This window comes from Sphingomonas sp. NPDC019816 (genome assembly GCF_050274375.1).
GTDB lineage: Bacteria > Pseudomonadota > Alphaproteobacteria > Sphingomonadales > Sphingomonadaceae > Sphingomonas.
Map to the genome: position 1 here is coordinate 1 of NZ_JBNNOB010000159.1, position 7,219 is coordinate 7,219.

Consider the following 7,219-nt stretch of genomic DNA (forward strand, 5'->3'; position numbering starts at 1 on the left):
CGCAGCGCCCCGATGCCGGCGACCCGCGCGGCCGCGGCGAGCGCCTGCGTCGCCGCATAATCGGTCGGATGCGTCCAGCAGTCCGCCGGCATGTCGAACGGCGCTTGCGTCAGGTCGAGCGCGGACTCGCTCGCGACATGGACGGCGAAGGCCGACATCGGCGTCGGCGTGCGCGGCCGGCGGAAACCCGGCGAGCGGGCGAAGGCGACGAGCCGCCAGTATGCCGTCTCGGCCACCGCGGTCGCGATATCCTCCGTCGCGTAGAAGATGCCGGGCAGCACGTCGGCAGCTCGAAACCGCGACGGCCGCCCCAGGCCGTACCGGAACGGCGCGGCGAGCAGCCAGGGCAGGCGCTGCGCCGCGGGCGGCAGCGCCGGCTTGACGTCATCGGCCAATGCCTCGAGCAGCGCCTGCGCCTCGCCATCGTCCGCGAGGCGGTTGGTGGCGATACGGTGCTGCGCCTCGACCATGCGGATCACCCGCCCGCAATAGGGGCGCGTGTGATCGGCGAGATACCCTGCGTCCAAATCCTCAGACACGTGCACGCAGCGCGTCGACATAATCGCTGGTGCGCAGCAGCCCGCGCACGCTCGCGATCAGCTCAAGCGGCGCGGCGCCCAGATCGAGGTTCGGCGTCACCAGCCACGATCGCGCCGCCTCGTCGTCCTGCCCCAGCCAGCTGTCGAGCGAGCGGAACAGGCGGAGCAGGTGCTGCGCCAGTTCGAACGACTTGCTCCCCGCCTCCAGCCGATAGCTGCCCCCGCGCAGCCGCGACACGGTCGGCGCCGACAGGCCGAGGATCGCCCCCAGCCGCGCATTCGACAGCTGCCAGAACGTCGCGATCCGCGCGATCGCCTCGCTCAGCACACGCGGCGCATCGGGATCACGGGAGGGCAGGGCGGTCGCCATCGTCATATCTCCTCCAGAACGATATAGGGTAAATTCGTTCACAGGAAAAGAAGTACGAAGCGGATATGTCAGCTGTGGCGATAATGCCACCATGACGCAAAACCTGTGCGCCGTACCGGCAACCCCATTGCCATGCTTGGCAAAATGACAAGAGTGTCACCGACATAAGACGGACGCCGCAGCGTCCGATCCGGGGGAATCTACATGGCCGTGAAGTCGTATCGTGCGTCGTTGCGTTTGGCGTTGTCCGCGCTAGCTCTGGGGACGGTGCTCACCGCGCTGCCGGCCACCGCGCAGACCCGCACTCCGCCGCCTCCGCCGTCGGGCGGCTATTATATGGCCAACGGCACGCGCACGACCGACTATAACGCCGCGCTCGCCTCGTGGCGCAACGACGCGCAGTTCAAGGTCGATTATTCGAAGGCGTTCATGGGCATGGAATATGCCTATGTCCTGGGCCTCAACGGCGCCGGGCAGACGGTCGGCGTCAACGATGGCGGCGTGCTGTTCAGCCACCCCTCCTTCTCCGGCACCGGCAAGATCACCGGCCTGCGCACCGCGGCCCCGTCCGGCTATGGCAATGACGGCCAGGTCAACCCGCGCACGCCGTGGAGCTACCATGGCACGCACGTCGCGGGCACCGTTGCGGGCAACCGCGCCACTAACGGTGTGATGTTCGGCAATGCCTATGGCGCCAACATCCTGGCCGCGACGATTAACTTCTCGGCCGGCGACTTCCTGTGGGCGCGCGACGTCGGCATCGACGGATCGACCACGGTCTCGGCGCCGCGCCAGAACATCGTCGACCTCGCCAACACCGGCAAGGTGCGCATCATCAACAACAGCTGGGGCGTCAGCACCTCGGCGCCCTACACGCTGTCGCTGGCGCAGGCGCGGTCGACCTTCGCGCAGACCCTCAACGGTTTCTACGACCCCGTCCTCAAGAACGACGTGCTCGTCGTCTTCTCGGCCGGCAACGATGCGGGCGCGCATGCCAGCCTCGACGCGGTGACGCCGCTCAACGACCTGCGCCTGCGTTCGAACTGGCTGTCGGTGGTCAATTACCAGGCCAGCGGCAATGCCGATCCCAGCTCCAGCCTGTGCGGCCAGACCGCGACCTGGTGCGTCGCCGCGCCGGGCAGCCAGATCGTCTCGACCTTCAACGTCACGACGCTCGATCGCGCCGGGATCCAGGCCAAGTACACACGCGCCATGTATCCGACGATCTACAGCGCCGCGACGCTGAGCGCGTTGCAGAATGCGGCGATCAACGCCTGGATCAACGTCCTCAACGGCTATCTCAACCGCCAGTTCGCCGCGCAGCAGGCCGGCACGAAGTTCGATCTGGATGCGGAGAGCACCTTCCTCGCGCAGCAGGCGGTCGGCATCACGCTCGCCTATGGCGCGCGCTTCACCAGCGCCGATCCCGACGGCTACACCAGCCGCATCGCCGGCATCGTCTCGGCCAACACCGACATCCTCGGCGTCGATTTTTCGAAGCTCGTGCTCACCAAGGCCAATGCGCAGCTGCAGGCCGACATGAAGCAATACCTGACCATCACCGGCCCGGGCTATGGCGTGCTGACCGGCACATCGATGGCAGCGCCTAACGTGTCGGGCTTCGCGGCGGTGCTGATGAGCCGCTTCCCGAACTACAACACCGGCCTCATCTCCGACATCCTCGTCTCGAGCTCGAAGGATCTCGACACGCCGGGCGTCGACCTGAAGTCGGGCTGGGGCGCGCCGCAGATGGACGTCGCGCTGGCCGGCCCCACCGCCTTGCGCCAGACGCGCGAGGTCAATGTGGCGACGGGTGGCGTCGACGTCTGGAGCAACAACATCCAAGACGCGCGCGACCGCTATTCGGCCGAAGTGCTGGCGAGCTTCCCCGCTGACATCGGCGGCCTCACCAAGCGCGGCGGGGGTGAGCTGATCCTGACGGGCAGCAACAGCTACAGTGGCGCGACCCGCGTTGAACAGGGCACGCTGACCGTCAACGGCGCGCTGACGCGTTCGGCGCTGACCGCGATCGGGGGCGGCACCATCGGCGGCACCGGCAGCCTCGCTTCGCTGACCGCGGCGAGCGGCGGCATCGTCGCGCCGGGCAACGTCGGCGCGATCGGCACGCTCACCGTCGCGGGCACCACCACCTTCGCAGCCGGCAGCCAGTATCTGGTGGACGTCGGCCTGCCCGGCACGTCGGACCTGATCGCCACCAACCGCGCGGTGCTGAGCGGCGGCACGGTGACGCTGCGGCCGACCGCGCGCGATCCGCGCTTCGGCGACAGCTACACGATCCTGACCGCCAGCAACGGCGTCACCGGCACGTTCGGCGACACCACGTCGTTCAGCGCGATCCTGTACCCGCTGCTCAGCTATAGCTCGACCGCGGTCACCGCGAGCGTCGCGGCGCGCCCGTACACCAGCGTCGTCGCCAACACGCCGGTGCAGATGGCCTATGCCCGCCTGCTCGATGGCAACCGGTCGGCCGCGTACAATTCGCTGTTCGGCATCTATGGTGGCCTCGACCTCCAGTCGGCATCGACGATCCAGGCGACGCTGGAAAGCCTGGCGCCGCGCGCCGAGACGACCAAGCGCGCGATCGGCACCGTCGCGACCGACAATATGGCGCGCTTCTATCGCGAGCGCATCTCGGCGATGGCGCCCGAGACGTTCCAGGGCGGTTCGATCGCGATGATCGGCAAGCCGATGGAATTCGCCGCCAATGAGATCGCGATACCCGGCCAGGCCGCGATGGTCAGCGACACGCCGGCGACGACGCTGCAGGAAAACGTCCTGCCCGAAAACGCCGCAGTCTATCTGGCGGGCGGCTATCTCGACGGGTCGAGCCGGTCGATGCCGGGTACGGTGCCGCAGACCGGGCGTGACCGGTTCGACGGCTTCTACGTCGCGGCGGGAATCGAGGCGAAGGTCGACGACACCAGCATGCTGGGCTTCGGCTTCTCGTACACCAAGATCGACGGCAAGCCGAACGCCGGCCAGACCGCGCGCGGCGAGCTGATCCAGGGCACGCTGTACGGCCGCATCGGTGGCTCGCTCGGTCCATCGCTCGACGTGCAGACCAGCGCCGGCGTCTATCAGTCGCGCACCCGCCGCACCGGCACGTTCCTGGGCACCGCCTTCGACCTGCGCGCCCGCGACAACGCGCTGGCGCTGTCGAGTGAAATCGGCGCGACCTACAATGCCGGCAGCGAGGCGCTGCGCTTCGGCCCGCGCGTCGCGGTGCGGACCAACCGCATCGACTTCACGCCGACCGCGGAAACCGGCACCGGCCCGGCGCTCGCCACGTCGAAGAACAGCTATCGCAGCATCCAGGCCCGTGCCGGCCTGCAGCTCGACGGCAATGCCCAGGGCCTGCGCCCATTCGCCTCGGCCTATTACGTCCACGACTTCCAAGACCGCTCGAACGTGTTCCTGGCGGGCTTCGCCGGCGGCACCCCGCTGCGCACGCCGTTCGCGGTCGCGAACCAGGACCGCGACTGGGGCGAAGTGTCGGCGGGCCTGTCGTACCGCACCGGCAATGCGACGCTGTCACTGTCGGCCGACACGACCTTCGAACGCAGCGACGTGCGCAACCAGGCCTATCGCGGCGGCCTGAAGCTGTCGTTCTGATCGAACGCGACACGGCATGACGGGGCGGCGGGTCGATGGATCCGCCGCCCTTTGTCGTTTTGGGGCCTGCCGCGACACTCGCTTTGGAATGGCATAAAATCAGAACGTCGCCGTCGTTCGACGCACCGACTTGCTGCCATCGCGCGCGATGCCTATCTACACTTTGCCGGTGGCAATCCGGCAAAATGCGGAGCACAGGCATGAGTGCGGTAGGACGGATACAGACTCTGCTGGGGGGCGAGGCGAACACGGGGCCGCTGCACAGCGAGCGCGACGTGATGCGGCTGGTCCGTCGCGGCCTGCCGACTCAGGCCGTTGATCATTTCCTGCGCGCCTCCCGGCTGACGTTCAGCGTGCTCGACCCGCAGATCATCAACCGGCGGACCTTCAAGCGACGCCAGGATGCGGCCCAGCCGCTCGATCCGGCAGAGTCCGACCGGATCGTGCGCGTGGTGAGCGTAGTCGCCGCGGCCGAGGAGACGTTCGCCGACCCGGACAAGGCGCATGCCTGGCTGACGCGCGAAAATCGCGCGCTCGACGGCGAAACGCCGCTGGCGATGACCGACACGGATCAAGGGGCGCGCGCCGTGGAGGCGCTGCTGGGGCAGATCGCGCACGGCCTCGCGGCGTGATCGTCCATCGCCTGTGCAAGGCAGCGCATGGCGCACTGGACGGCGAGGGCGCGCGTATGTGGGGCGGACGGTGGAATTCGCCGGGACGGGCGATGGTCTATACTGCCGCTACGCCGAGCCTCGCGGTTCTGGAGGTGCTGGTCCACCTCGACCTGCCGCCCGATCTCATCCCCGACGACATGGTGTTGCTGGCGATCGACGTCCCCGATGATGCGACGCTCCACAGCTTGGACGGCACGCCGACGGATGCCGATGCCTGTCGGCAGGCGGGGGACGCCTTCCTCGACGCCAGCCAGGCGCTGGGCATGCGTGTGCGCAGCGTCGTCGTGCCGCAAGAGGCGAACCTGCTGCTGAACGTGCGCCACGCGGACATGACGCGGGTGAGGGTGGTCGGGACGGACCCGTTCCGCTTCGACCTGCGCTTGCTTCGCTGACGCAAGGCGGGGCGATCCAGTCAGCCCCCGCTCATCGATGATCAAATAGACCGCTTGAGGAGGAGCCGCCCATGCCCGTCGCCCTGCTGACCGCCCTCGCGCTGACCCGGGCCGATCCCCTGCCGGCGACCCTCCCGGCGCGTTTCTATAACCGCCCCGGCGCCAGTGTCGCGACCCGCGACGCCGACCTCGCCCGCTGCCTCGCGATCGCCACCCAACCGATGGCGGACATCGGCCCGGCGGTGGTCAAGGACCGCCGGCTCACGCCCCCGATCGGCACCGCGCCGGACCTCCCGCCCGCCGCCACCTCGACCGGCGCCCCCGTCGAAACCTGCATGAGCAACCGCGGCTGGCGGCTCTACGCGCTAACGTCGCGCGAGCGGGCAGCATGGGCACGGCTGTCCGCGCCGGCTCGCGCGCGCTTTGCCGACACGCTCACCAGCGCCGCGCAACCACGCTGGGGGCACCTTGTCCGCCCGGCATCGCGCCTGCGACTTAACGGGGGCAGCCCAAAACAATAGCAACCAACGCATGCGCACTAATCAGCGGACGACGCGCTGAAGGGCGCGTCGGCGTTTGGCCGCGCGTCAGAATGACGGAGGTGGGCGTCGCTGCCCTCTAGTCCCGCCGCGGCGGCCAGCAAGCCGCTGGCGCGGCTCCTCCACTCCGTTCCGGCCCTGCGGGTGCCTCCCGCCGCTTTAACGGGACTGCCGGTCCGCTCCTGCCGCCCACCCCCGCCATTCCGCCGCTGGGTGCGGCTGGTGAGGAGAAGCAGGATGGAAGAGGATCGTGAGGAGGACAAGCGCACTAATGCGGGCCTCAAGGATCAGGCCGCCGCTGCACTCGCTTTGACCTTGGCTAGGCCGACCGCCGTCAATGACGTGCCGATCACCCGGGCAGAGCTGGCGAAGAGGGAAGCCGCTGTCCGGTCGCTCCGCCGACGTGACCGCGAGATCTATCTGGCGCATCGGCTCGACGACATGAGCTATGCCGCGATTGCCGAAGCCACGGGCCTGTCCGTGGCACAGGTCGAGCGCGCGATGACTCGTGCGATCATCGGCATCAACCGCCGTCTACACGGCGCCCCACAGCGCCGCTGGTGGTGGCCGTTTTAGGCGACGGCACAGACACCCTCCCACCCTGTTTTTCGCGCCGACTGCCCGCTAGGATCGTTCCGCATGCGCGACACGCTCGACCATCTTCCGCAAGCCAAGCAGCGCGAGCTGGCGCATGTCGTGCGTGTCTTGTTCGAGGAATTTGAGGCGGCGACCGCATCGACCACGACGAAGTGGAAGAAGCAGGGTCGCATCCTCAAGCTCGTCCTCTACGGCAGCTATGCGCGCGGCGATTGGGTGGACGATCCGGTTGGCGGCTATACATCGGACTATGACATCCTCGTCGTCGTCAACGACGAGCGGCTGGCCGACTTCGAACTCTGGTCGGCCGCCGACGACCGGCTGATGCGCGATATAACAATCACCAAGACCTTGTCCGCACCGGTGAGCTTCATCGTCCACTGAGGTGGTGCCGGTTTTCTGGACAGGGTGTTAAGCTACTCCTGACCTGAAGGACTGGTACGGGAATGAAGACGACGAGGAAGCGCTACGGCGC

The 7,219-nt window shown here is 68.1% G+C and carries 7 protein-coding genes and 1 pseudogene; 6 read left to right on the forward strand and 2 right to left on the reverse strand.

The window, feature by feature from the left end; translation table 11 throughout:
* Together ACQKJZ_RS16945 and ACQKJZ_RS16950 are read right to left on the reverse strand one after the other, a co-directional pair.
* On the reverse strand, window positions 1–539 hold a 539-nt coding region (locus ACQKJZ_RS16945), incomplete at its 3' end, for an RES family NAD+ phosphorylase (RefSeq protein ID WP_427732604.1).
* Window positions 532–909, reverse strand: coding sequence for an antitoxin Xre/MbcA/ParS toxin-binding domain-containing protein (locus ACQKJZ_RS16950; protein ID WP_312490653.1), 378 nt, complete (start codon window positions 907–909; stop codon window positions 532–534). The genes ACQKJZ_RS16950 and ACQKJZ_RS16945, both read right to left, overlap by 8 nt.
* A gap of 204 nt (window positions 910–1,113) precedes the next feature.
* Between ACQKJZ_RS16950 and ACQKJZ_RS16955 the strand changes: the two genes are divergently transcribed.
* The 6 genes and pseudogenes from ACQKJZ_RS16955 to ACQKJZ_RS16980 form a co-directional block, all read left to right on the forward strand.
* On the forward strand, window positions 1,114–4,542 hold the full coding sequence (locus ACQKJZ_RS16955; RefSeq protein WP_312490652.1) for a S8 family serine peptidase: 3,429 nt from the start codon (window positions 1,114–1,116) through the stop codon (window positions 4,540–4,542).
* Between the two features lie 200 nt (window positions 4,543–4,742).
* Complete coding sequence (gene parS, locus ACQKJZ_RS16960) at window positions 4,743–5,174, forward strand: type II RES/Xre toxin-antitoxin system antitoxin (RefSeq protein WP_312490651.1); 432 nt, start codon at window positions 4,743–4,745, stop codon at window positions 5,172–5,174.
* Window positions 5,171–5,608, forward strand: a complete 438-nt coding sequence (locus tag ACQKJZ_RS16965) for an RES family NAD+ phosphorylase (RefSeq protein ID WP_312490650.1) — start codon at window positions 5,171–5,173, stop codon at window positions 5,606–5,608. The genes parS and ACQKJZ_RS16965 overlap by 4 nt, the downstream gene beginning before the upstream one ends.
* Before the next feature lie 71 nt (window positions 5,609–5,679).
* Window positions 5,680–6,129: a hypothetical protein gene (locus ACQKJZ_RS16970; protein WP_427732608.1), complete on the forward strand. Its 450-nt coding sequence runs from the start codon at window positions 5,680–5,682 to the stop codon at window positions 6,127–6,129.
* Window positions 6,130–6,384: 255 nt separating this feature from the next.
* On the forward strand, window positions 6,385–6,723 hold the full coding sequence (locus ACQKJZ_RS16975; protein WP_427732610.1) for a sigma factor-like helix-turn-helix DNA-binding protein: 339 nt from the start codon (window positions 6,385–6,387) through the stop codon (window positions 6,721–6,723).
* Window positions 6,724–6,786: 63 nt separating this feature from the next.
* A pseudogene (locus ACQKJZ_RS16980) lies at window positions 6,787–7,125 on the forward strand (nucleotidyltransferase domain-containing protein); the annotation flags it as partial.
* Window positions 7,126–7,219: the final 94 nt, after the last annotated feature.